Here is an 848-nt window from a genome sequence, read left to right as displayed (position 1 = left end):
ATTAAATTCTCTAAAACCCAATTGACGTCAATATTCATGAATACATCCACTATGTTACACACCTTTTTCAAAATGTCTTCTTTTAATGCTATTAATGATAAACGGAGGATCAAAGCTGTTTTAGATTGTACTGACTCACTTGCAATGGATGAAACGCTTACCCTTACAGGTTTAGGCAGAGGTATCATCAATACTAAAGCAAAAGTTAAAAACTCCATTAAACGTGTCTGTCGGCTATTAGGCAATGAAAATTTACACCAAGAGCGGATAGGTGTTTATGCTGCGATTGCTAAAGTCAGCCTCAAGAATATCAAATATCCTTTGATTATTATTGATTGGTCACCTGTAAATAGGCTAGATAAACAAATATTGCGCGCGGTGATCCCTATAGGGGGCAGAGCATTTACTCTTTATGAAGAAGTTTATCCAGAAAAACAACTTGGCACGGTTACCGCTCATAAAGATTTTTTGAATAAATTAGCGTTAGTTCTTCCTAAAAATATAACCCCAATAATTTCAACCGATGCTGGTTATAGGGTTCCGTGGTTTAAAGAAGTAGAAGCACAAGGATGGTTTTGGCTTGGCCGTTTACGAGGTAGAGTGAGTCTTCAAGTTGAAGAGCAATGGCAGAGTGTTTATGAATTATTTTCACAAGTAAAAGTCAATGAAAAAAAGCACTTAGGGACATGTTTGTTGGGAAAGACGCAAAAGCACACTTGCACAGCCGTCCTTTATAAAAAAGCCTCCAAAGGAAGGAGTACGAAAACATTAGACGGTAAAAAAAGTAGAAGAAGCGTAAGCTTAGAGTATGCTAAAGGCGGTAGAGAGCCTTGGTTGTTAGTGAGCAA

Annotated in this window: 1 protein-coding gene; it reads left to right on the top strand. The window is 37.5% G+C overall.

Going from position 1 to position 848, the window contains the following annotated elements; genetic code table 11:
* Positions 1–51 precede the first annotated feature (51 nt).
* Positions 52–848: IS4 family transposase (locus MTCD1_RS20835; RefSeq protein ID WP_159459921.1), on the top strand; the 797-nt coding region annotated here is incomplete at its 3' end.

The organism is Colwellia marinimaniae, from assembly GCF_002207865.1.
GTDB classification, from domain to species: Bacteria; Pseudomonadota; Gammaproteobacteria; order Enterobacterales; family Alteromonadaceae; genus Colwellia; species Colwellia marinimaniae.
The sequence above is the reverse complement of the archived record's forward strand: the minus strand, read 5'-3'. Positions and strand labels throughout refer to the sequence as shown.